The 23,065-nt window shown below is 63.0% G+C and carries 17 protein-coding genes; 14 read left to right on the top strand and 3 right to left on the bottom strand.

The window, feature by feature from the left end; genetic code table 11:
* Positions 1-212 precede the first annotated feature (212 nt).
* The 10 genes from nirB (at position 213) to AC07VY_RS04485 (ending at position 11,691) form a co-directional block, all read left to right on the top strand.
* Positions 213-2,657, top strand: coding sequence for a nitrite reductase large subunit NirB (nirB, locus tag AC07VY_RS04530; protein WP_495096578.1), 2,445 nt, complete (start codon positions 213-215; stop codon positions 2,655-2,657).
* A gap of 4 nt (positions 2,658-2,661) precedes the next feature.
* On the top strand, positions 2,662-3,456 hold the full coding sequence (locus AC07VY_RS04525) for a type IV pili methyl-accepting chemotaxis transducer N-terminal domain-containing protein (RefSeq protein WP_495096579.1): 795 nt from the start codon (positions 2,662-2,664) through the stop codon (positions 3,454-3,456).
* 55 nt (positions 3,457-3,511) lie between these two features.
* Positions 3,512-3,898: a nitrite reductase small subunit NirD gene (gene nirD / locus AC07VY_RS04520; protein WP_495074694.1), complete on the top strand. Its 387-nt coding sequence runs from the start codon at positions 3,512-3,514 to the stop codon at positions 3,896-3,898.
* 19 nt (positions 3,899-3,917) lie between these two features.
* Positions 3,918-6,695 carry a nitrate reductase gene (locus tag AC07VY_RS04515; protein ID WP_495096580.1) on the top strand — a complete coding sequence of 926 codons (2,778 nt, stop codon included), beginning with the start codon at positions 3,918-3,920 and terminating at the stop codon, positions 6,693-6,695.
* A 63-nt stretch (positions 6,696-6,758) separates the two neighbouring features.
* Entirely contained in the window at positions 6,759-7,700 is a 942-nt protein-coding gene (ybiB, locus tag AC07VY_RS04510; RefSeq protein ID WP_495096581.1) for a DNA-binding protein YbiB, read from the top strand.
* Positions 7,697-8,485 carry a uroporphyrinogen-III C-methyltransferase gene (gene cobA, locus AC07VY_RS04505; RefSeq protein WP_495074697.1) on the top strand — a complete coding sequence of 263 codons (789 nt, stop codon included), beginning with the start codon at positions 7,697-7,699 and terminating at the stop codon, positions 8,483-8,485. Before ybiB ends, cobA begins: the two co-directional genes overlap by 4 nt.
* Positions 8,486-8,794: 309 nt before the next feature.
* Positions 8,795-9,394: a hypothetical protein gene (locus tag AC07VY_RS04500; protein WP_495074698.1), complete on the top strand. Its 600-nt coding sequence runs from the start codon at positions 8,795-8,797 to the stop codon at positions 9,392-9,394.
* A gap of 7 nt (positions 9,395-9,401) precedes the next feature.
* Positions 9,402-9,701 carry an HPr-rel-A system PqqD family peptide chaperone gene (locus tag AC07VY_RS04495; protein ID WP_495074699.1) on the top strand — a complete coding sequence of 100 codons (300 nt, stop codon included), beginning with the start codon at positions 9,402-9,404 and terminating at the stop codon, positions 9,699-9,701.
* Entirely contained in the window at positions 9,698-10,615 is a 918-nt protein-coding gene (locus AC07VY_RS04490; protein ID WP_495074700.1) for an HprK-related kinase A, read from the top strand. The genes AC07VY_RS04495 and AC07VY_RS04490 overlap by 4 nt, the downstream gene beginning before the upstream one ends.
* Complete coding sequence (locus AC07VY_RS04485; protein ID WP_495074701.1) at positions 10,612-11,691, top strand: nucleotidyltransferase domain-containing protein; 1,080 nt, start codon at positions 10,612-10,614, stop codon at positions 11,689-11,691. The genes AC07VY_RS04490 and AC07VY_RS04485 overlap by 4 nt, the downstream gene beginning before the upstream one ends.
* Before the next feature lie 11 nt (positions 11,692-11,702).
* Here AC07VY_RS04485 and AC07VY_RS04480 read toward each other — a convergent pair whose 3' ends face one another.
* Positions 11,703-15,425, bottom strand: coding sequence for a hypothetical protein (locus tag AC07VY_RS04480; RefSeq protein WP_495096582.1), 3,723 nt, complete (start codon positions 15,423-15,425; stop codon positions 11,703-11,705).
* A 197-nt stretch (positions 15,426-15,622) separates the two neighbouring features.
* Between AC07VY_RS04480 and AC07VY_RS04475 the strand changes: the two genes are divergently transcribed.
* A complete protein-coding gene (locus tag AC07VY_RS04475; protein ID WP_495096583.1) occupies positions 15,623-16,513 on the top strand; it encodes a DMT family transporter in 891 nt (296 codons plus the stop codon).
* A 557-nt stretch (positions 16,514-17,070) separates the two neighbouring features.
* Here the strand turns inward: AC07VY_RS04475 and AC07VY_RS04470 are convergent.
* Positions 17,071-18,315 (bottom strand): TIGR03862 family flavoprotein, encoded by a 1,245-nt coding sequence (locus AC07VY_RS04470; RefSeq protein ID WP_495096584.1) that lies wholly within the window; start codon positions 18,313-18,315, stop codon positions 17,071-17,073.
* A 421-nt stretch (positions 18,316-18,736) separates the two neighbouring features.
* Here AC07VY_RS04470 and AC07VY_RS04465 point away from each other — a divergent pair, with 421 nt between their 5' ends.
* Positions 18,737-19,525 carry a transporter substrate-binding domain-containing protein gene (locus tag AC07VY_RS04465; RefSeq protein ID WP_495096585.1) on the top strand — a complete coding sequence of 263 codons (789 nt, stop codon included), beginning with the start codon at positions 18,737-18,739 and terminating at the stop codon, positions 19,523-19,525.
* 44 nt (positions 19,526-19,569) lie between these two features.
* Here AC07VY_RS04465 and AC07VY_RS04460 read toward each other — a convergent pair whose 3' ends face one another.
* Entirely contained in the window at positions 19,570-20,361 is a 792-nt protein-coding gene (locus AC07VY_RS04460) for a transporter substrate-binding domain-containing protein (RefSeq protein ID WP_495096586.1), read from the bottom strand.
* A 252-nt stretch (positions 20,362-20,613) separates the two neighbouring features.
* Here AC07VY_RS04460 and AC07VY_RS04455 point away from each other — a divergent pair, with 252 nt between their 5' ends.
* On the top strand, positions 20,614-21,378 hold the full coding sequence (locus AC07VY_RS04455) for a response regulator (protein WP_495096587.1): 765 nt from the start codon (positions 20,614-20,616) through the stop codon (positions 21,376-21,378).
* A 12-nt stretch (positions 21,379-21,390) separates the two neighbouring features.
* The gene (locus tag AC07VY_RS04450) at positions 21,391-23,007 is read left to right on the top strand and encodes a sensor histidine kinase (protein WP_495096588.1); all 1,617 of its coding nucleotides are present in this window, start codon (positions 21,391-21,393) and stop codon (positions 23,005-23,007) included.
* The last annotated feature ends 58 nt before the right edge of the window (positions 23,008-23,065 follow it).

Here is a 23,065-nt window from a genome sequence, read left to right as displayed (position 1 = left end):
GCGGGTTTTACGTACAACGCCGTGCGTAATGGTGTAAGTCCTGGGCATGGGCCCTGGCAGTGATTGCGTTCGCGCTCTCACCCATGTTCTGCTTGCAGGCCTGGGCACCACACCTGACCCCCTTGCTTCACCGCCCCTGTTTGCTGCGCCCTATGAACTTTGTGCGCTCTACCGTGGGCCCACATTTTTTCGCAACCTCTGGAGTCGCTTGAATGAAAAAATCTAAATTGGTGATGGTCGGCAACGGCATGGCCGGTGTACGCACCATTGAAGAACTGCTCAAGGTCGCCCCCGATCTGTACGACATCACGGTGTTCGGCGCCGAGCCCCACCCCAACTACAACCGCATCCTGCTGTCGCCGGTACTGGCCGGCGAGCAAACGCTGGACGAGATCGTGCTGAACTCCTGGGAGTGGTATGCCGAGAACAACATCACCCTGCATGCAGGCAAGAAGGTCACCGAAGTCGACCGCGTGAAGCGCGTGGTGCGCGCTGTGGATGCCGACGGCAACGTGACCGAAGCCGAATACGACCGCCTGCTGATGTGCACCGGCTCGAACCCCTTCATCCTGCCCATCCCCGGCAAGGACCTGAAAGGCGTGATCGCCTACCGCGACATCGCCGACACCAACGAGATGATCGAGACCGCCACCAAGTACAAGAACGCGGTGGTCATCGGCGGCGGCCTGCTGGGCCTGGAAGCGGCCAACGGCCTGATGCTGCGCGGTATGACGGTGCACGTGGTGCATGTGCAGTCCACCCTGATGGAACGCCAGCTCGACAGCGTCGCCGGCAAGCTGCTGCAGAAGTCGCTGGAAGAGCGCGGCCTGAAGTTCCTGATGGGCGCGCAAACGCAAGAGCTGGTGGGCGGCCCGGACGGGCGCGTCACCGCCATCAAGTTCAAGGACGGCACCGAGGTCGCCACCGACCTGGTGGTCATGGCCGTGGGCATCCGCCCCAACACCGACCTCGCCGCCAAGATGCGCCTGCACGTGGACCGCGGCATCGTGGTCACCGACACCATGCAGACCGTGACCGACGGCCGCATCTATTCGGTGGGCGAATGCGCTGCCCACCGCGGCATCGCCTACGGCCTGGTCGCACCTTTGTTTGAACAAGCCAAGGTGGCGGCGAACCACCTGGCCGAGTTCGGCATCGGCCGCTACATGGGCTCACTGACGTCGACCAAGCTGAAAGTTACCGGCATCGACCTGTTCAGCGCCGGCGAGTTCATGGGCGGCGAAGGCACCGAAGAAATCATCATGAGCGACCCGTTCGGCGGCGTCTACAAGAAGCTGGTGCTGAAGGACGACAAGCTGGTCGGCGCCTGCCTGTACGGCGACACCGCCGACGGCAGCTTCTACTTCAAGCTGCTGCGCGACGGCCGCAGCGTGGCCGACATCCGCGACAAGCTGATGTTTGGCGAAAGCCACCTGGGCGACACCGGCCACGAAGGCCACAACAAGGCCGCCAGCATGCCCGACAGCGCCGAAGTCTGCGGCTGCAACGGCGTGAACAAGGGCACGATCTGCAAGGCCATCCGCGAAAAAGGCCTGTTCACCCTGGAAGAAGTGAAGAAGCACACCAAGGCCAGCGCCTCCTGCGGCTCCTGCACCGGCCTGGTCGAGCAGATTCTGATGTTCACCGCCGGCGGTGACTACTCGGCCACGCCCAAGACCAAGGCCATGTGCGGCTGCACCGAGCATGGCCACCAGGCCGTGCGTGACGCCATCGTCAAGAACAAGTTCCTGACCATCGACTCGGTGTTCAAGGGCCTAGGCTGGAAGACACCGAACGGCTGCTCCAGCTGCCGCCCCGCCGTCAACTACTATCTGATCTCCAGCTGGCCCAAAGAAGCCAAGGACGATCCACAAAGCCGCTTCATCAACGAACGCAGCCACGCCAACATCCAGAAGGACGGCACCTATTCCGTCATCCCGCGCATGTGGGGCGGCGAAACCACGGCCGACGAGCTGCGCCGCATCGCCGATGCGGCAGACAAGTACAAGGTGCCGACCATCAAGGTCACCGGCGGCCAGCGCATCGACTTGCTGGGCGTGAAGAAAGAGGATTTGGTCGGCATCTGGAAAGACATCGGCATGCCCAGCGGCCACGCCTACGCCAAGGCGCTGCGTACGGTGAAGACCTGCGTGGGCAGCGAATGGTGCCGCATGGGCACGCAGGACAGCACCCAGATGGGCAAGGACCTGGAGCGCGCGATGTGGCGCATGTATGCACCGCACAAGGTCAAGTTCGCCGTATCGGGCTGCCCGCGCAACTGCGCCGAAGCCGGCATCAAGGACGTGGGCGTGATCGGTGTCGACAGCGGCTGGGAGATGTACATCGCCGGCAACGGCGGCATCAAGACCGAGGTCGCGCACTTCCTAGTGAAAGTGAAAACTGCCGCCGAAGTGCTGGAATACACCGGCGCCTTCTGCGAGCTGTACCGCCAGGAAGGCTGGTACCTGGAGCGTACCGTGCACTACGTGGCACGTGTGGGCTTGGACTATGTGAAGAAACGCATCCTGGAAGACGAAGCCGGCCGCAAGGCGCTGTGGGAACGCCTGCAGTTCGCACTGGACGGTGAGCCCGATCCCTGGTTCGACTTCAAGGACGCGCAGGTCGACACCCGCCAGTTTGCGACTCTCAGCGCCTGAGCCCATGCAACGTCGGATCGTCATGGTTACCTTGGCAAGTGGCACATGCGCCATGCTGGGCTTCAATGCCTGGGCGGAAATTGCCAGCCTGGGTGACGCCATCAATAAAGCCGGGCGGCAACGCATGCTCAGCCAACGGATGAGCAAAGCATGGCTCGCGGTGATGCAAGGTGTGGAGGTTGATAAAGCACGCAAGGTGCTGACCCAATCCGTCGCGCTGTTTGAAGAGCAACTGGCAGACCTGCGCCGCTTCGCATCCAGCGCTGAGCTGCGTGAAACCTACAGCCAGGTGGAACCACAATGGACGGCTTTCAAAGCTGGCCTGTTGAACAAAGATGCCAAGCGTGCGGACGCTGTTGCATTGCTGCAGCAGGATGCCAAAGTGCTGGCTTTATCAAACCAAGGCACACTGCAATTTGAATCGACGCTCGACAAGCCCGTGGGCAAATTGGTCAACGTCTCGGGCCGGCAACGCATGCTCAGCCAGCGCATGGCCAAGTTCTACCTGGCTAGCACCTTGCTGCTGGACCCGTCTATCAGTCTGAAAGAGATCGACAAAGCCCGCACGGAATTCCTGGCGGCCATGCAGTTGCTACGCAGTGCACCGCAGACCACGCAGCGCATCCAGGAGCAACTCGCACTGGCCGATGGCCAATGGGTATTTTTTGACGGTGCCCTCCAGCATTTGAAGAATGGGGATGCGCGCCCGCAATCCATGGCCGATGTTTTCAATACCAGTGAAAACCTGCTCGCCACCATGGACCGGGTAACAACCTTGTTCGCCGCACTTGATGTCTAAAAAGACATTCAGCGCCCACCCCCTATAAACGGATAGCTACAAAAGGAATAGCAAAATGAGTGAATGGAAAGTCATCTGCAAAGTCGACGACATCCCGGTACTAGGCTCGCGCCGCGTGACCCGTGCCCAGGGCATGGACGTGGCCGTGTTCCGCAACAGCCAGGACGAAGTCTTTGCCCTGCTGGACCGGTGCCCACACAAAGGCGGTCCGCTGAGCCAGGGCATCGTCTTCGGCACCAGCGTAGCCTGCCCGCTACACAACTGGAGCATTGGTCTGTGTGACGGCCAGGCCGCTGCACCCGACGTGGGCTGCACGCCCAAGTTCAGCGTCAAGGTGGTGGACGGAACCGTACACCTGAGCCCGCAGGAACTGGCGACCGTAGGGCTGGAGTTCACCGCCCCTGTTGCTGGCCCCGCCCACAAAACCCCTGAAAAAGCCTGAGTACCGCTACGCCGCGCCCATGACCACGCCCATCGAAACCAAATCCACCTGCCCCTACTGCGGCGTCGGCTGCGGCGTAGTTATCGAATCTGTTGGCACGCAGATCACTGGCGTGCGCGGCGACCCCGACCACCCGGCCAACTTTGGCCGCTTGTGCACCAAGGGTTCGACCCTGCACCACACGGCCAGCGCCGCGGTCACGATGCAGACCCGCTTGCTGCACCCGATGCAGCGCCTGCAGCGTGACCAGGCACCGAAGCGCGTGTCCTGGGATCACGCCCTGGGTATGGCCGCGCGTAAGTTCGCCCAGGTGGTCCAGGAGCACGGACCGGACGCCGTGGGCTTCTACATCTCCGGCCAACTGCTGACCGAGGACTACTACGTCTTCAACAAGCTGGCCAAGGGCCTGATCGGCACCAACAATATCGACACCAACTCGCGCCTGTGCATGAGCAGCGCCGTGGCCGGCTACAAGGCCACACTGGGTGCCGACGCGCCCCCGCCCTGCTACGACGACGTGAACCACACGCACTGCATCTTCATCGTGGGCAGCAACACGGCCTGGGCCCACCCCATCCTGTTCCGCCGCATCGAGGACGCGAAGAAGGCCAATCCGGCGATGAAGATCATCTACGCCGACCCGCGCCGCACCGACACTGCCGAGATCGCCGACCTGTATCTGCCCATCCAGCCCGGCACCGACGTGATGCTGTTCAACGGCATGCTGCACATCATGCTGTGGGAAGGCTGGACCGATGCCGCTTATATCGCCGCCCACACCAATGACTTCGACGCACTGAAGGCCACGGTACGCGACTGCACGCCCGATCTGGTGGCGCAAATCTGCGGCATCAGCAAACAAGATCTGCACACTGCCGCCCGCCTGTTTGCCACCTCCAAGGCCACACTCAGCCTGTACTGCCAGGGCCTGAACCAATCCAGCAGCGGCACGGCCAAAAACGCGGCGCTGATCAACCTGCACCTGGCCACGGCGCAGATCGGTAAGCCCGGCGCCGGCCCGTTCTCGCTCACCGGCCAGCCCAACGCCATGGGCGGCCGCGAAGTCGGCGGTATGGCGAACTTGCTCAGCGGCCACCGCGACCTGGCCAACCCAGACCACCGCGCCGAAGTCGCAGCGCTATGGGGCGTGCCCGATGTGCCCGCCACACCCGGCAAGACCGCCGTGGAAATGTTCCAGGCCGCGGCCGACGGTGACATCAAGGTGCTGTGGATCGCCTGCACCAACCCGGCCCAGAGCATGCCCGACCAGGCCCTGGTGCGCCGCGCCTTGCAACGCGCCGAGCTGGTCATCGTGCAAGAAGCCTTTGCCACCACCACCACCTGCGAATACGCCGACCTGCTGCTGCCGGCCACCACCTGGGGCGAAAAAACCGGCACCGTGACCAATTCCGAACGCCGCATCAGCCGCGTGCGGCCGGCCGTTGCCGCCCCTGGTGAAACCCGGCACGACTGGTCGATCGCCGTCGAATTCGCCCAACTACTGGAAAGCGAACTCGGTCGCCCCGCCGCGCTGTTCAACTACGCCACAGACGAATCCATCTGGAACGAACACCGCGAGTCCACCCGTGGCCGCGACCTGGACATCACCGGCATGAGCTACGCCATGCTGGATGCCGCCCCCCAGCAATGGCCGCTGCCCACAGGCGAAAGCACCGGCAAGGCACGGCTGTACGAAGACGGCATCTTCCCCACCGCTGACGGTAGGGCCAAGTTCGCCAACACCGTCTACCAACCGGTGGCTGAGCCACGCGAAGCCCGCTACCCCTTCTCCCTGACCACCGGCCGCCTGCGCGACCAATGGCATGGCATGAGCCGCACCGGCACCGTGGGCCGCCTGTTTGGCCACGTGGCCGAACCCAGCATCCAGATGCACCCGCAAGACATGGCGCGCCGCCTATTGAACGAAGGCGACCTGGTCCACGTGACCAGCCGGCGCGGCTCTATCATGGTACCGCTGCAATCCAGCCCCGAAGTCGGCATGAGCCAGGCCTTCATCGCCATGCACTGGGGTGAAGAATTCCTCAGCGGCGTCAGCGCAAGCGGCGAGCGCCTGACCGGTGTGAATGCGCTGACCACCTCGGCCTACTGCCCCACATCGAAACAGCCCGAGCTGAAGCACGCAGCGGTGAAGATATTGAAAGCCGAGCTGCCCTGGTCCCTGCTGGGCGTGGCCTGGCTGCCCGACGACCAGGCGCTGGCGGCACGCGAGCAGCTCAAGGCACTGATGGTGCAATTCCCCTACGCCAGCGTCGTACCCTTTGGCCGCGAACGCAGCGGCCTGCTGTTCCGTGCGGCCAGCCATGAAACGCCCCCTGACGAAGTGCTGGCGCGCATCGAAAAGCTGCTGGGGCTGGACGCAGCAGATGTGCTGCGCTACGCGGACAAAAAGAAAGGCCAACGCCGCGCTGTACGCCTGGCCCGCGAAGGCGACGCCGTGCAACTCACCGGCTTTGTGCTGGCCGGCGATACCAGCGCCGAGAGTTGGATCAAAACCCTGCTGCAAGACGAGCTGCCCGCCCAGGCCTATGGCCGCCTGCTGTTGGTACCCGGCAGCAAGGCACCGGTGGCGGTCAAGGCGCGCGGGACCCAGGTCTGCACCTGCTTCAACGTAACCGAAGACGCCATCAACGCCGAGCTGACCCAATGCCGTGGCTTTGAAGACGAACGCCTGGGCCAATTGCAAACCAAGCTGAAATGCGGCACTAACTGCGGCTCCTGCCTGCCGCAGTTGCGGCGTATGGTGCGCGCGACGATGCCAACGGCGCAACCGGCCTGAGCGCGCGCCGTCCGTCATTCCGCAAATAACTTTTTGTTATCAGCCATCCGCGACAATCAGGCCATGGGAATCAGCCACTACATCAAAGAAATCGGCCGCGGCAAAGACGGCGCACGGGCGCTGTCGCGTGAACAAGCCACCGACCTGTTCGGCCAGGTGCTGGACGGCGGCCTGACCGATCTGGAAATCGGCGCCTTCTGCCTGGCCATGCGGATCAAGGGCGAGACCGCCGCCGAAATGGCCGGCTTTCTGGATGCCACCCGAGCCCGGCTGCAATTGGTCCCTGTAGGCGACCGCCCGGTCGTCGTACTGCCCAGCTACAACGGCGCACGCAAACTGCCGGTACTGACCCCACTGCTGGCCCTGCTGCTGGCCCGCGAAGGCCTGCCGGTGCTGGTGCACGGCACGGCCACCGAGTCCAGCCGCGTCACTGCACAAAATGTGCTTTTGGCGCTGGATATACCTGCGCTAACAGCTATTAAATCCATAGCAAATGGCAAAGTCTGCTTTGCCAGCACCGAGCTGCTCTGCCCCGGCCTGAAACGCCTGCTGGACGTGCGCCGCGTGGTCGGCCTGCGCAACCCGGCGCACAGCCTGGTCAAGCTGATGGCGCCCTGCGCCGGCCCCAGCCTGGTGGTCAGCAGCTATACCCACCCCGAATACGCGGTGTCCATGGCAGCCACTTTTGCCTTGATGAAAACCAACGCCTTGCTGCTGCGCGGCACCGAAGGCGAAGTCGTGGCCGACCCGCGCCGCGCGCCACAAATGACCTCCTATCTGCACGGCCAGCCCCAGGTGGTGCAGGAAGCCCATGCCGGCCCGCTCGCCACCGTGCCCGAGCTACCCAAAGAGATTGACGTAGACACCACCGCCGCCTATACCCAAGATGTGCTTGCTGGACGCAAACCGGTTCCCGCCCCTATCGCCCAGCAGGTGGAACATATCTTGCGCATCACAGAACTAATCGCTACCCACACTGCAGCCCATAGCCCCGCCCACGTATGAACAACACCGCATCCACCTCTTTCCAGCCCGGCATGGTTCACCTGGTCGGCGCCGGCCCTGGCGACCCGGAATTGCTGACGCTGAAAGCGCTCAAAACCATCCAGGCCGCCACCGTGCTGCTGGTGGACGACTTGGTGAGCGAAGACATCGTGGCCTATGCCCCACCCACGGCGCGCATCGTCCATGTGGGCAAGCGCGGCGGCTGCAAATCCACGCCCCAGGCCTTCATTGAAAAACTCATGATCATGGCCGCCCGCGAAGGCGAAAACGTGGTGCGCCTGAAGGGCGGCGACCCGTTCATCTTCGGCCGTGGCGGCGAAGAGGTAGAACACCTGCAGGCCGCCGGCATACAGGTCAATGTCGTCAACGGCATCACATCGGGTCTCGCCGCCGTTACATCGCTGGGCGTGCCACTGACCCACCGCGAACATGCGCACGGCGTCATCTTCATCACTGGCCATGCCAAGCCTGGCGATGCAGGCACAGACTGGCGCGCCCTGGCTGCCACCGCCTTCAGCGCTAAACTGACCCTGGTGATTTACATGGGCGTCAGTGGCGCCCGAAAGATCCAGGACGAACTGCTATCCGGCCTGCCCGCCAGCACCCCGGTCGCCGTGGTGCAAAACGTATCCCTGCGCACCCAGCGCCACGCCATCACCCACTTGGGCGCGCTGCACGACACCATCGAGAGCGAACAACTGGGCAGCCCGTCCATCATGGTTGTGGGTGATGTGGTGCGAGGGCTGCAAGCCGTTTCACAAAGCCCGCGCGTCCACGCAGCCTGAATCCACGTTCACGCCCCTACCCGCAAAAAAGCGGCCAGATCAGCGGCGTCACCATACGAAGAATTCCACCCCAAATGGCGGCAACGGCGCCATGCCTGGTCAATCGGGGAAGCACTCTGGTGTAAGTGTCGAATTTTCTTACAATTTCAACAATTCCCATACATTCAAGGACTTAAATCTTTTCCAAAAAAGCTATAAGTCTTTGAATTTTATGGAGATTTCCCCATGGTCAGCTACAAGGCATGGTAATTGCTGTAATTTACACAGCAATTAAAAGTTACTGCAAAACACCGAACGCCAGGACGCAAAATGTCAAACCATATCCACACTCCCGACAGCGAGGCCGCAGCACCTGACGCAACACTGAGTCATGCAGGGCTTAGCACAGATGCGATGGCGCGTAGGCGCATGCTCTTGAAGAGTCTAGGTAAGGGCTCAACCGTCGTCGCTGCAGCCGCAGTTCCCATGCATACCCTGGCGACGACCGTGACTTCATCCGGCCAGCTGTGCTCGGTCTCAGGTGTCATGTCGGGCGTTCACTCGCAAGTGACCAATCGTACTGTTTGCATGGGCTACAGCCCCGGCTACTACAAGATGTGCTCGCACTGGCCCAATTACAACCCCGTCACCGGCCATGCAACCAACTACGTTGGAACCAAGTCGTTTACGGAAAACTCAACGTTCAAATCGGTATTTGGCAGTGGAAGCACGGGTGGGTTGCTCTACATTATGAATAATGACACGAACACCGAGTACTTCCATTGGATAGCGGCACTGCTGAATGCCTGTGGTGGCTCCCTAGCCCAAAACTTCCCGTATACGCCCAAGCAAGTCATTGATTTGTATAACTCGGCAGAACCTACGCACACCAATGCCTTGAATTTCTTCAAGTCGTACCTGGAAAGCTAAATATATTTTGCCCAACGCGTCAAAGACAACTTCGTACCAAATAAACCCTGCGATTCGCCTGCATTGGGCCTCTTGGGATGATGAGTACGTAGTCTTTGACGAAACCTCCGGGCAAACACACCAGCTCGACTCCGTGCGGGCTTTCATCCTCAATACTTTGTGCAATGGCGCATCCAATTCGGACACAATAGTCTCAGAACTCTCCCAGATTGCGTATTTGGCCGAGAATTCGGATCTCCCGAAATTGACAGAGGATATTTTGGTTGAACTCTCCACCAACGGACTATTGGAAGCAGTGAACGCATGAAACTTGGAGAAGTACCTGCATCCAAGATAAAAGATAGATTGAAATCAAATGGGCTGATCTTAAAAATCGGCCCATTTTCATTTCGGATCATCTCTCCCATCCATGCCGTGTCTGAAGGCTTGGCAACCCTCTACACAGACTATCCGGTTCTGGAAGACGAAGAGTTTGCCGACTTTACAGTGACGATTGCAGAAGGATCTGGCATTCGGCGCTGGACCCGCCGCCAGGCCATTTTCAAATTTGACGGCAACGAGCCTTTCATCCCCTTGCCGCAGGACCACGCATTTCCGTTGCTGGAATGGTCCATGAACTGGTGCATCGCCATGTACGCGCACCAGTACCTCCTATTGCATTCCGCCGTCATTGAAAAGAATGGATTCGCTGCCATCATGCCTGCCCCGCCAGGCTCCGGCAAAAGCACACTTTGTGCCGGCTTGACGCACCGAGGCTGGCGGCTGCTGTCGGATGAGTTGGCGCTTATTTCACTGCAGGACGCCTCCATCACGCCGCTGGGGCGCCCCATCAGCCTCAAAAACCAGTCTATCGACGTAATTCGTGGGTACGTACCGGGGGCGGTCTTCAGCAAAGTCGTGCATGAAACGTCCAAAGGCAGTGTGTCGCTGCTCAAGGTGCCGTCGGAGCACATCGCACGCATCCAGGACACAGCACGGCCGCGCTGGGTCATCTTCCCCAAATATGTGGCCGGTGCCCAACCCCAGATGACGCCCCGCTCCAAAGCCAACAGCATGCTGGAACTGGGCCGCAACTCCTTCAACTACATGGTATTGGGCTTGAAGGGATTTGAGACTTTGTCCCAAGTGGTGGACGCCAGCGCATGCTTTGATTTTCGCTACAGCCAGCTGGATGATGCCGTGGCCGCATTCGATGCACTGGCCACCGGGAGTGCCGCGTGAGCGCCAACCTGCTGACCCCGGTATGGGCCGACTCCAGTTGGCGCCCCAACTATTCGGTACGTGAATGGGAGGCACTGCTGGGCCAGGCACGCCAATCCCGCTTGCTGGCGCGCCTGGCTTGCCATCTGCTGGACAGCGAACGGCTGAGCCAAGTTCCGCCTGGACCACGTCCCCACCTGGAAAGTGCCTTGCGCCTGGCAGACAGGCAGCAGCATGAAATCCGCTGGGAGGTCGATCAAATTTGCAAGGCATTGCGTCCCCTGGGCATACCCGTGGTACTGCTCAAAGGCGCGGCCTATCTGATGGCCGATCTGCCTGCGGCGCGTGGGCGCCTGTTTGCCGACATCGACATCCTGGTCCCCAAAGACCAGATCGAGATCGCCGAAAGCGCGCTGCTGGGCGCCGGCTGGATTTCGGATGAACGCGATGCCTACAACCAGCGCTACTACCGGCAGTGGATGCATGAAATCCCGCCACTGCGGCACGTGCGCCGCGATTCGTTCATCGACCTGCACCACACGATCACCCCCCCAACCTCACGCTTCAATGTCGACGGCCAGAGGTTGCTGCAAGACATCCAGCCATTGGCCGGCCAGCCTGGTCTGTTTGTGCTCGCGCCGGTGGATATGGTCTTGCACAGCTCCGTACATCTCTTCCAGGAAGGTGAATTCGGCCATGGGCTGCGTGACCTGCTGGACCTGCGCGACATGCTGAATGATTTCGGCCGCCAAACTGACTTCTGGGAGCACCTGCTCCACCGTGCGGACCTGCTGGGTTTGGGCATACCGCTTTTCCACGCTTTACAGCAGATTCAACATTTGTTTGGATTCCAGCTACCCACCCAGCTGCAGAGCCGTGTAGACAAAATGGGCCCAAGCACCTTGTCCCGCAAATTCATGGCATGGGCACTAGGCCTCGCATTGCAACCCAACCACCCCAGCTGCAACAGCCGCTGGACAGGGCTCGCACGCTGGTTGCTGTATGTGCGCTCCCATGCCTTGCGCATGCCCTTGCACTTGCTACTGCCGCATCTGGTCCGGAAATCCTGGATGCAACACTTTCCGGCAAAAGACTAAGGACCTGCTGCTCACGGCGCATAGGCCCGGACCATGCGCGCCAGCTCAGGATCCGTGGTCGCCAAGCCCGCACTTTGCACTGCCATCGGTGGCAACCACAGCTCCAGTACCCCAGGCGTAGCCGGCAACCGGTCGGGCAGATCACGTATCCATGGCACCGTACCAGGCGGAGACCAGGGCTCGCCGACAAAGCGGGCTAGCACCTGGGCGCAATTCTTCGCCGCCAAATCCCCCCGGTCGTGCAGCAAAAAAGTAGCACGTGGCCACGGCACAGGGCGGCGCTGCTGGCGCAGATCGGCGCTGCGCACCACGTTCTCCACCGGGGCGATCTGCACCGCCGCCCCCGCCACCTGGTCGGCTACCAACTTGATGCGGTCACGCAGCGTATTCGCCGCCAGCAAAGACCCGGCGTCGTACACCTGCATATAGACCAGCGTCTTGCCCGGTGGCCGGCTGCAGGCCTGAGAGACCTCCTCGGCACTGGGCATACCTGCCTCTAGCGGTACGGTGCCCGGTGCCGCACTGGCAGGCTTGGCGGGTATGGCAGGGCCCGGCGTGCCCACTGGAGCAGGTAGCGAGGCCACCACCGCCGGCTCCTTGTGCAGCAGGGCCCAGACCGACGGCGCATCCCAATACTGGGCCAGCTGTTTCCATTTTTTGTCGGCATCCAGCGCCTGCTGCTCGGGCCCATCCCGGGGCAGCCAGTAGTTCATGGCCGATGCATCGCCCAGCGGACGCTTGACCTCGCTGCATAAATGTTCCTGCATGCGCTGGTAGTTGGCACGGCAGTCTGGCGCCATCGCGGCCTCGGTGCCGCTGTCCACCGGCTTCTCGCACTGCTGCGCCATTTGCTGCACCAGGCGGTCCACACCCTTGGCGTCCAGGGGGCGCATGGCCGGGCTGTCGCGGCGCTGCAGCAAGTCCAGGGTCTGCGTCAGCAGGTGTTCCGGCAGTTTGGGACAGCTCCAATCCTGCACGGCCAGGCCTTCCGAAACCTTGATGAACAGCTGGCGGGTTTCGGTCTGGTCGTCATGGCTTTGGCGCTGCAGCTGGTCTTGCACCTGCCACAGCGACAACACCAGCGTGCCCGATGCGCCCAGGCCCAGCGTGGTACCAATGGCCGCGGCCCGCGCACCGCGCCGCCACACGGGCTCGCTGGGAGCGGCATCGCCGACCCTGGCGCCGCTCAGGCGTGCCGCCACGTCGATGCCATGCCGGGCCTTGCTACGCCAGCCGGGCAGTTGACCCAGCCAGTCGTCGGTCAGTGCGCGGCCAAAGTCCTCGCCCAAGCGGTGGTAACTCTCCCACTGGGCTTCGTCGAACGACTGGTCCACCGTGGACTCGTGCGGGAAACTGGGGTGTTTTTGCGCATAGGCCAGCACATCCACATCCAACGCGTCATGGAGATTCGGCTTGACCACCAGCAACGTGCCCTCGGGCCGCATGGGCCGACCATCGGCACCCGGCCGCTCGCGGTAGCGGATGCGCGCCAGCATCACGCCGCGGCAGGAGTGGTTGTTGGGCATGTCCTCGGGTGACAGCACGGTAACGCCGCTGCCATCGGACACCAGCTTGCGCGCCGCCTCGGCATGGCTGTAGAAGTCGATCTCGGCGCCAAAGTCGATACGTGCCTTGCGCACCAGGTTTTCCAGGTCGCTGAACTCGTAGTTGGCGTCGCAGCTGGCGTCGGACAAGATGATGAAATCCAGCTCGCGCTTGAGCAGCGCATACACACCCGTGTTCTCAAAATGCCCGCCGTCCGACAGATACCACCAGGGCCGGTCCAGGCCGAAAAAGGTGGCCGAGGCCTCGCTGACCAGCATCATCGGCTTGGGTATACCCAGCCAGGCCAGGCGGCTGCCCCAGCGCAGCTTGGCGTGCTCCTGCGGGGCCCGCATCCAGTAACCCAGGCGCACCCCCATGAGGTACAGCAACAGCGCCAGCCCGCGCGAGGTGTAAGCCCCCGCGCCAGACGATGCAGCAGCCCCCGACACCGCCACCCAGCGCCCCACAGAGCCGGCGTCGTGATGCCGGCGCAAGGCCATGAATGCATCAGGCCCGATCTCGAAACCGCGCCAGCTGGCCGTCACGGCCGTGCCCTTGCGGTCCGCGTTGTACAAGCCGCTGCGGTCATCGCGGGTCTGGTTCAGGCAGGTATTCACCAAATGCACTGGCCCGCCTTGCAATTCTGGCGCATAGGTACCCAGGCGCTGGTCGTCGCCCTCCACCACCTGGGTGACACTGGGGTGGTGCTGACTGGGCTGGTCCAGACGGCGCACCGGATTGCCCACCGCCAAATAGGCCCGTGCCAAGCGGGCCCGGTAGAAACTGTGCAGCGAAGAGGTGTTGGCCATCTGCGCGTTGCCCGCTGTCAGCAGCATCCACAGCGCCCAGGCCGACAGCAACAGCAGCAGGCGCAAGGTGGCCGGCATATCGCTGAACGCGGGAAAGGTGATAGGTGAAAACACAAACCACTGCAACAACACCAGCCAGAACATCACCAGCAGCCCAAAGCCCAGCTGGCTGCCCCAATTCACTATGCGCGGCAACCAGTCCTGCGCCTGCTTGCTGGTTTCTGCCGCCATCTGCTGCAGCGGCTGCACCAGATTGCGCAGAACTAGCAGCACCAGGCCCCCTACCCCCACGCCACGCCACAGCCAGGGCAGGTTGCGATCGTCCAGCAGCGCCTCCAGCAGCCACCAGCTGCACCAGTCCAGCAAGCCCACCAGCAACAAACCCAAGACCCCCAGCAACACGGCGCGCAAGGCCGTGGTCAGATGGTGGCGCACCAAGGCCACCCGCAAGGAATACGCGCCGCGCGATAACCACAGCCAGCCGACCACACAGGCCTGCCCCAGGGTCAGGGATGCCATGCCCAGCGCGATCAGGTTCAGCCAGCCCGGGCCGTCGCGCAGCGCAGCAGTCCAGCCCAGCGCCACCACCTGCACCCAAAGCAGCACGGTGCACAGGGCCGCCACCAGCAAAAACATGCCGCCGCGCAAGCCCGGTCCACGCCGGCGTATGGGCCCGCCCGGCGGCGCATCGCGCACCGCCCAGTAGCCGGCCACCAGGCCCGGCGTCAAAGCCAGATAGAACAGCAAGGCAAACACCCACCAGGGCGTGCCCCAGGGGGCCCAGGCATCCAGCCAGCGCTGCCGGTGCTGCAGCAAATGCGGCGCAATTACCAGCGCCCCCAGCAGGATGCTGGTAAACATGAATTCCATATGGATGGCCAGCCAGGCGCGCCAATAGGTGGCCACGGCGATGCCGGTATCGCGCGAGCCGGCCGGCGTTAGGTAGCGGCCATTGCGGCGCAGCCACTGCAGCACCGGCGAACCACTGCCGGCCATCAAGGCCTGCGCCCGCTGGATTCCGTAACTGGCCACCAAGCGCCCCCACATGGCGCCGATATAGCCACCGCCCGACACGGTAGACAAATAATCCACCCGGCCCAGCAGGCCGTCGCTGGCTAGGTCCCGCTGTGGCGCCGCAGGCGGCTGGGCGGGCCGGCTGCGGTTCTGGGCCAGGCCGCGCAGCAGGCCCAGCGCAAACGTGGCACTGCGCACTCCGCCGCCCGACAGAGCCACACCGACACGCGGCAGCTCCAGCGCGGCAGGATCGGCCTGCGCCTGCACTTCGCCCAGCACCAGCCTGCGGCGTGCGGCCACGGCCTGGCTCTCGGCCTCCACCAGGGCATGCAGGCTATCGGGTAGCGGGCTGGACGTTGCGGGCATGGCGGCCTCCTTGCGCCGTCAATACAAACCGGTAGCGGCCTGGAAGCAGCGGTGCCCGCATTCTGAACCTATGGCCGCTGTGGCGCATCCCCCCGATGTGCATGCGCAGCCGCTGGCTATCCAGCACATTGCTATACATTAGATAGCTATCAGCGCAGATAACACCTGCGCCAACAGCCAAATTCTCAGACACTCCCATGCTGCATTTTTTTCGAACCCGCTGGCTGCAATTGGCCGGCAATACCCGTGGCGTGCTGCTCGTCATGCTGGCCATGCTGTGCTGGTCGGTGCTGGACGCCTGTAACAAGCGGCTGATGGCCGAAGGCGTTGCTCCCACGCAGGTTCTGTTTCTGCAAGCTAGCCTGGTCCTTCTGCTGCAAATACCCGCTGTGCTATGGACCAGAGGCCGCATCATTGCCACACACAACCCGTACATGCATCTGCTGCGTGCCGGTTTCATCGTGACCTCGGCGGCCTGCGCAGCCTGGGCGGTATCGCACCTCCCTCTGGCCGAGGCCAGCGCCTACCTGATGACGGGCTCGCTGTTCATGTTGCCGCTGGGCGTATGGCTGCTGGGCGAGCGCCCGCACTGGCTGCGCTGGCTGGGGGTGGCCGTAGGCTTTGGCGGCGTGCTGACCATTCTGCAGCCCGGCGCCGCCGCCTTCCAGCCGGCCGCTCTGGTGGCCTTGTTCGGCGCGTTGATGGAGGCCATGCTGGGCGTGGTGCTGAAGAAATACTCTGGCTCGGAACATCCCATCGCCGTGCTGACCTGGAGCCAATCCGCCTGCTGGATCAGCTTTGGCGTACTCAGCGGCTTTAGCCTGCCCAGCGTGCCATCCGCTTTGTGGGGCCTGTTGCCGCTGGTGGCGCTGTCGGCCTCGGGGATTTACCTGGCCTACTTTTTCGCCTACCGCGCAGGGGATGCTTCGGCGGTGGAGGCCGGCAGCTTTTCACTGCTGCTGTTCAGTCCTACCCTGGGCTATGTGTTCTTTGCCGAAAGTCCGGCCGCTGCGTTCTGGGCCGGCGCGGGGCTGCTGGTCTGCGGCATTGCCTTGGTGATTGTGGAGCCCAGCGGGCATGCACCCTGAAGCCTTGCACTGTCGCTTGCTACATTTTCAGTAGCAACCAGTATAGATAGCAAGCGCGCAAGAGCCTCAAAAGGCTAAAAACAAAAAAAATGGGGATGGATGCTTAGGCCCGCGCTTTACCGGGGGTCTGCGGCCAAAGCCCTGGCGGTTTGCGCCAGGCTTTGTAAAATCCACCGCATTCCGGTTTCCAATAAAAACATGCTGCCCTTGCAGCAGCTTCGTGCCCAGTCCGAACGTGTGTCGGACCCGGTACGCCCATGGCCCAGGTTGCCGCCTGGGCCATGTGTTCTGCGGGCGGTTGTAAGGCAATTTGCAACCGCTCTTTTCTTTTTCTGCCTCCCCACCCCACGTGCCTTGTAGCGCGCATCGCCAGCCTGTGTCCTCGGGTCTTTTCTATGCTTGGGCGCTACGGCATTCTGGCGCAGCCCCGCTCGGCACGCATCCCCCCAATTGGGCATAAAGCCGCCAATTGCCAGTCAAGTTGGTAATCAGGTGTATCCGCTGTGCGCCACGAATAGCTATATTTTCAATAGCTGTCTGCACAGGCAGAATCTGCGCTAGCGGCCCAAATACTTCACAGCCCCCAGACCCGCACAACGCCCGCTGGCCATGCTCGCCGTGAGCAGATAGCCGCCCGTGGGAGCCTCCCAGTCCAGCATCTCGCCGGCGCAGAACACGCCCGGCAGCGGCTCCAGCATCAGGTCGGTGCCCAGGGCTTCGAAAGCCACACCGCCGGCACTGCTGATGGCCTCATCGATCGGGCGTGTGGCTACCAGGCGGATCGGCAGGGCTTTGATGGCAGCGGCCAGCGCGGCCGGGTTCTGGAAGCTGGCCTTGTCCAGCAGCTCGTGCAGGATGGCGGCCTTGATGCCGTCCAGGCCCAGGCGGCTTTTCAAATGGCTGGACAGCGAACGCGTGCCGCGCGGGTGGCTCACCTCGGCCAGCACACGTTCGGCGGTTTTGTCGGGTAACAGGTCCAGGTAGACGGTGGCGCTGCCGTTCAGCGCAATTTCATCGCGCACCATTGCCGAGGCGGCATACACCAGGCTGCCCTCGATACCGGTGGCCGTGGCGACGAATTCGCCCTGGCGGCGAAAGCTGTCGCCGGCCGCATTGGTGAAGGACAGGGCCACGGTCTTGAACGGCTGGCCGGCAAAACGGCTGCGGAAATGCTCTGTCCAGCCCGCCACGTCAAAGCCGCAGTTGGCTGGCTGCAGCGGCAGCACCGGCACGCGGGCCGCCTGCAGCAAGGGCACCCAGGCGCCATCGGAACCCAGCCGGGCCCAGCTGCCGCCACCCAGGGCCAGCACCACCACGTCCGCCATGGCCTGCACCGGGCCTTTGGGGGTTTCGAAATGCCAGGCAGCACCCTCCAGCCCCACCCAGCGGTGGCGCATATGAAACTGCACACCCGCCGCGCGCAGCCGGTGCAGCCAGGCGCGCAGCAGCGGGGCTGACTTCATGTCTTTGGGGAACACGCGGCCGGAGCTGCCCACAAAAGTCTCCACACCCAGGCCCTGGGCCCAGTCGCGCAGCTGCGCAGCGCCCAGGTCTTGCAACCAGGGTGCGACCTGCTCCTGCCGCGCACCAAAGCGGCTGGCGAACAGCTCCGCGGGCTCGGAATGCGTCAGGTTCAAACCGCCCTTGCCTGCCAGCAGAAACTTGCGCCCCACCGAGGGCATGGCGTCGAACAGCTGCACGGCGACACCAGCCTGTGCCAGCACCTCGGCCGCCATCAGGCCAGCCGGGCCACCGCCTATGACCAGTGCGGTTTTGCCCTTGGGCGTCATTTCGTCTTGCATGCCATCTTTCAGTGAGGTTCGGTAAGGAATGAGGGGGTGCCCGTGCCACGGTTACGGCGCCGGTCAGCGGAAGGTCGCAAAGGAGATGGGCTGCAGGCCAGGCCAAGCAGGTGCAACACCGCTGAAACAATGGGCTTCCACAATCCGGCCAGCAGCTGGGCAGCCACACACGGGGCAGGCCCGCAAACCCTGCATTATCCAAGAACCGGAGACACCTATGACGGTAGTTCTAAGCCTATTGGGCGTGGCCCTGGTCCTATACGCCGGCCTGGCCATCGCGGCGGCTGCGTCCTACCCCAGGCACTGAGGGCTCTTTCGTTCAAGATGGCGGGCCGTATGTCGATATAAAGAGAACATCCGATTGCGCAGACAAGGGTGTAGCAACAGCCCCACGGCCTCCATGCCTGCGAGACACACCACCATGCGCAAAGACAGCCGCCTGCTTCTCACTCTTCGCCCCCTGCTGGGCAGCGCCCTGCTGTGGCTGGCTACGCAAGCCTGCGCTTTGACATCCGACGAGATCACCAGCCGTGGCTGGGTGCGGATAGGCGTGCTGGCCGGCCAGCCGCTTTACGGCTCCACCAACGAGAAGGGCCAGATGGTGGGCTACGACATCGATGTGGCCCAGGTGTTGGCCGGCTATCTGGGCGTGAAGGCCGAGCTCATCCCCCTGCCACCGCCGGCGCGCATCAACGCCCTGCTGGATGGCAAGGTGGACTTTTTGGTCGCCACCCTGGCGCCCACACCCGAGCGCGCCAAGCTGGTGCTGTTTACCGAACCCTATAACGCCTTTCGCATGGTGGCAGTCGCCAACGCCAGTCTGCCCCTGGCCGGGCTGGACGAGCTGCGCGGCAAGCGCGTCAGCCTGAACCAGGGCTCCAGCCAGGAAAGCTATCTGCTGAAGACCAATCTGGCCGGCATGCAGCTACAGCGCTACCTGGACGACACCCTGGCTTTCCAGGCCGTCGTGGCCAACCAGGTGGATGTGGTGGTATTGCCGGAAACCGTGGCCCGGGAAGCCATACTGCGCCACCCGGACGCCAAGCTGGCGGTGAAGTTCACGCTGTTCAACCAGGGCAATGCCATGGCGGTGAAGCTGCCCGAGATCGAACTGCGCAACTGGCTGAACAAGGCCATCGACAGAATGCGCGCCTCCGGCGAGCTGGACAAGATTTCCATCAAATGGACGGGCAGCGCCGCGCCCAAATAAGCTGGACATTTACCGGGCGCGTTTAGTGCCCGGCCGGCACAGAATCACTGGGGCAGGTCACCCACCGGGCGCCCCAGCCATTTGATCGCCATTTTGTCCAGGTCACCATTCTTGCGTGCGTCGGCGATGATGCCGTTGATCACCAAACGCAGCTTGTCTTCCCCTTTGGCCACGCCGATATAGTTAGGACTGTCTTTCAGCAACAGCTTGAACTCGGTGCTGACCTTGGGGTTCTGTTGCATCATATTGCCCGCCACGGACGCGCCCACGGCAATCAAGTCCACTTGCCCATTCACATAGGCGGACACTGTTTTGGTGTTGTCTTCGTAACTGCGAATGTCCGCGCTGGTTGGCGCGAGCTTGCGAAGCTCCGTGTCTTCCACCGAACCCTTGGTGACCGCAACCGTTTTACCCGCCAGGTCTGCAAAGCCTTTGACTTGCATGGTCTTGCCGCCAAAGATGGCCTGGAAGAACGGCGAATAGGCTGCCGCAAAATCGATCTGCTTCTCGCGCTCCGGGTTCTTGCCCAGTGTGGCGATCACCACATCGGCCTTTTTGGATTCCAGATAAGGGATACGGTTGGCACTGATCACCGGCACCAGATTGACCGCCACGCCCAGCTTCGCACCAATGTAGTTGGCCACGTCCACATCCAGCCCCTGGATCTGAAAGTCCTTGCCCATGGAACCATACGGCGGGTAGTCCGGCGGCACGGCGATGGTGACCTTTTTGTTCTTCAAAATCGTGTCCAGCACGTTCTGCGCCTGGGCCGAGGCACCCAACAGCAGCAACACACAACCCCAACCCAGTAAGCGGCAACTTTTGCGAATGTTCATAGTGGACCTTAAATAGGAAAAAACACGCTTCAACAGCACATCACGTGCCATCTTGGCCGCCTCCCGGGACTTTCAGTCCAATGCTATCAGCGCACTGTGAACGGAGAAAAACACCATATGTACGCAGGATTCCATCCCTAAAGTTGGGGAAGCGGGAGGGGCACAGCACTCCATAGCCTAGCCAGGCGTAGCACGAACCGAGGGTGCTCGCTACACTGATTCAACCGGCATGCGCCTTCCTTCCACCCCACGATGCTCCACACCGCAGGCAATGCCAGCCCCCTGGTGCTGGTAGTCGATGACGAACCCGAGCTGCGCTCGCTGCTGGCCGAGTATTTCACCCGCCACGGCCTCGCGGTTTGCACGGCCGAAAATGCCGCTGCCGCCCGCCTTCTGATAGCCGAAACCGTGCCGGCGCTGGCGCTGCTGGACGTGCACATGCCCGGAGAAAACGGCCTGTCGCTAGCGCGCTGGCTGCGCGACCATCATCCGCGCATGGGCCTGGTCATGCTGACCGCTGCGGCCGATTCGGTGGACCGCATCGTCGGCCTGGAGCTGGGCGCCGACGACTACGTGCCCAAGCCCTTTGAAATGCGTGAGCTGCTGGCCCGCGTGCGTGCCGTGCTGCGCCGTGCCGATGTGACGGCTGCAGCGGCCTTGATGGACACGGCGCCAGCCCCGCTGGAGGCAATCCCTGCCGGCCGCCGGGTGCGCTTTGGCGACTGTGCACTGGACCTGGACCAGCGCCGGCTGCTGGATGCCGATGGCCGCGAGATCGAAATCAGCGCCGCCGAATTCGACCTGCTGGTGCTGTTTGCCCGGCACCCCAATCGACCGTTAAACCGCGACCAGATCATGGAGCAGGCGCACAACCGCGGCTGGGATGTGTTTGACCGCTCTATTGATCTGCGCATCATGCGGGTACGCCGCAAAATTGAGCGCAACCCCGACAAGCCCGAACTGATCAAGACCGTGCGCGGCGTTGGCTACGTGTTCGTGCCGGCCAGCACCGACTAGCAAGCCTGCACCATGCCGCCCCTGCGTACATTCCACTCGCTCGGTCCAACCCAGTTGCATGGTGCCCCTCCACTCTTGCTGGACCCACAACTCAGCAACATGCTGCTGGAGCACGTAACCGCCCAGCTCGGTGTACTGGACCGCGAGCACCGCTACGTATATGCAAACTACGAACTGCTGCAGTTTCTGGGCCGCAGCGCCGACCAGGTACTGGGTCTCTCTCTGGCCGAGGTGCAGGGCCAGGCAGCATTTGCCAACTACCTGCCGCTGGCCGAGCGCATGTTCCAGGGCGAATCGCTGCGCAGCGAGGGCTGGGTGGAGCTGCCCGGCATGGGACGGCGCTACCTGAGCGAAACCTGGGTGCCCTACGCCCCCACCGGCGGCCCGGTATTGCAGGTGGCCTGCTTCGGCCAAGACCACACGGCGCGCAAGCAGCACGAACAGGAGCTGTCGGAACGGCAGGCCGCCGCCAACCAGATCGACCGCCAGCGCGAAGCCTTGCGGCAAAGCGAGAAACTCACCGCTATGGGCAGCCTGCTAGCCGGCGTGGCGCATGAGCTGAACAACCCGCTGGCCATCGTCATGGGCCGGGCCATCCTGCTGGAAGAAAAATGCGCCCAGTTGCCAGAGATGCCCGAGCTCAGCACCGACGCCCAGCGCATCCGCGAGGCAGCCGAACGCTGTGGCCGCATCGTGCGCACTTTTCTGAACATGGCGCGCAGCCGTCCGCCGCAGCGCGGGCCAGTGGCCATCAACGACATGGTCCGCGCCGCCTGCGACATGCTGCAGTACGGCTACCGCACCCACGGCATCCAGCTGGAACTGGCCCTGGCCGATGGCCTGCCGGTGGCGAATGTGGACGGCGACCAGATCGGCCAGGTGGTGATGAACCTGCTGGTCAATGCCCAGCAGGCGCTGGCCGGCGTGCAGGGCATGCGCCGGGTGCAGGTGCAGACCGGGCTGGAGCTACGACGTAGCAACCGCGAACCGCGGGTTTGGCTGCGCGTGGCCGACAACGGCCCCGGGGTACCGGTACCGGCCCGCGAGCGTCTATTCGCTCCCTTCTTCACCACCAAGCCCGAGGGCATCGGCACCGGCATGGGCCTGGCCATGTCGCGCACCCTGGCGCGCGACCATGGCGGTGACCTGAGCCTGGAGCCAACACCTACCCAGGGCGGCGCCAGCTTTCGACTGAGCCTGCCGATCAGCGGCGAAGCCGAAGCCGATAGCCAGCCAGCGCCGCTGCCCGAACCCTATATCGCACAGGGGCAGCGCGTGCTGGTGGTGGACGACGAGGCCGAGCTGGCCAAGCTGATGCGCTACCTGCTGGAGAGCGGCGGCTACGAGGTAGCCACCGCCGAATCCGGTGCGGTGGCGCTGGAAATGCTGGCCACGGCGCGCTTTGACGCCATCGTCTCCGACCTGCGCATGCCGGATATGGATGGCGCCGGCCTGTGGCGCGCAGTAACTGCCGCCCACCCACGGCTGGCGCGGGCCATGCTGTTCGTCACCGGCGACACCTTGTCACCCGACGCGCACGCGTTTCTGAAAAGCACACGTTGCGATTCACTGGACAAACCGTTTTCCCGCGCGGACCTGTTGGCCAAGGTGGCTGCGCTGCTGGCTTAGCAGCCCGCTGAAACAATTGAAACATGCGTGCAGCGCGCATGAAACACAGGCTGGCGAG

The sequence above is a fragment of the Rhodoferax sp. GW821-FHT02C08 genome (assembly GCF_059421805.1).
This window is presented reverse-complemented; position numbering and strand designations above follow the sequence as displayed.

Coding starts and splice junctions, on each gene's coding strand:
- nirB (WP_495096578.1), top strand. CDS start 213: ATGAAAAAATCTAAATTGGTGATGGTCGGCAACGGCATGGCCGGTGTA.
- AC07VY_RS04525 (WP_495096579.1), top strand. CDS start 2,662: ATGCAACGTCGGATCGTCATGGTTACCTTGGCAAGTGGCACATGCGCC.
- nirD (WP_495074694.1), top strand. CDS start 3,512: ATGAGTGAATGGAAAGTCATCTGCAAAGTCGACGACATCCCGGTACTA.
- AC07VY_RS04515 (WP_495096580.1), top strand. CDS start 3,918: ATGACCACGCCCATCGAAACCAAATCCACCTGCCCCTACTGCGGCGTC.
- ybiB (WP_495096581.1), top strand. CDS start 6,759: ATGGGAATCAGCCACTACATCAAAGAAATCGGCCGCGGCAAAGACGGC.
- cobA (WP_495074697.1), top strand. CDS start 7,697: ATGAACAACACCGCATCCACCTCTTTCCAGCCCGGCATGGTTCACCTG.
- AC07VY_RS04500 (WP_495074698.1), top strand. CDS start 8,795: ATGTCAAACCATATCCACACTCCCGACAGCGAGGCCGCAGCACCTGAC.
- AC07VY_RS04490 (WP_495074700.1), top strand. CDS start 9,698: ATGAAACTTGGAGAAGTACCTGCATCCAAGATAAAAGATAGATTGAAA.
- AC07VY_RS04480 (WP_495096582.1), bottom strand. CDS start 15,425: ATGCCCGCAACGTCCAGCCCGCTACCCGATAGCCTGCATGCCCTGGTG.
- AC07VY_RS04475 (WP_495096583.1), top strand. CDS start 15,623: ATGCTGCATTTTTTTCGAACCCGCTGGCTGCAATTGGCCGGCAATACC.
- AC07VY_RS04470 (WP_495096584.1), bottom strand. CDS start 18,315: ATGCAAGACGAAATGACGCCCAAGGGCAAAACCGCACTGGTCATAGGC.
- AC07VY_RS04465 (WP_495096585.1), top strand. CDS start 18,737: ATGCGCAAAGACAGCCGCCTGCTTCTCACTCTTCGCCCCCTGCTGGGC.
- AC07VY_RS04460 (WP_495096586.1), bottom strand. CDS start 20,361: ATGAACATTCGCAAAAGTTGCCGCTTACTGGGTTGGGGTTGTGTGTTG.
- AC07VY_RS04455 (WP_495096587.1), top strand. CDS start 20,614: ATGCTCCACACCGCAGGCAATGCCAGCCCCCTGGTGCTGGTAGTCGAT.
- AC07VY_RS04450 (WP_495096588.1), top strand. CDS start 21,391: ATGCCGCCCCTGCGTACATTCCACTCGCTCGGTCCAACCCAGTTGCAT.